Origin of the sequence: Saccharibacillus sacchari (genome assembly GCF_037722395.1) — a bacterium.
GTDB classification, from domain to species: Bacteria; Bacillota; Bacilli; order Paenibacillales; family Paenibacillaceae; genus Saccharibacillus; species Saccharibacillus sacchari_A.
The window spans coordinates 1-540 of record NZ_JBBKAR010000017.1 but is presented as its reverse complement, the minus strand read 5'-3'; the positions used below and the strand labels follow the sequence as shown (position 1 = coordinate 540).

Genomic DNA, 540 nt, shown 5'->3' with positions numbered 1-540 from the left:
GGGGGGCTTCACGCTTAGATGCTTTCAGCGTTTATCCCGTCCGCACGTAGCTACCCAGCGATGCTCCTGGCGGAACAACTGGTACACCAGCGGTGCGTCCATCCCGGTCCTCTCGTACTAAGGACAGCTCCTCTCAAATTTCCAACGCCCACGACAGATAGGGACCGAACTGTCTCACGACGTTCTGAACCCAGCTCGCGTACCGCTTTAATGGGCGAACAGCCCAACCCTTGGGACCTACTTCAGCCCCAGGATGCGATGAGCCGACATCGAGGTGCCAAACCTCCCCGTCGATGTGGACTCTTGGGGGAGATAAGCCTGTTATCCCCAGGGTAGCTTTTATCCGTTGAGCGATGGCCCTTCCATGCGGTACCACCGGATCACTAAGCCCGACTTTCGTCCCTGCTCGACCTGTCCGTCTCGCAGTCAAGCTCCCTTATGCCTTTACACGCTACGAATGATTTCCAACCATTCTGAGGGAACCTTTGGGCGCCTCCGTTACATTTTAGGAGGCGACCGCCCCAGTCAAACTGTCCACCT

At 57.0% G+C, this 540-nt stretch carries 1 rRNA gene; it reads right to left on the bottom strand.

What is annotated here, in order from left to right:
- A 23S ribosomal RNA gene (locus WKI47_RS05775) occupies nt 1-540 on the bottom strand; the annotation flags it as partial.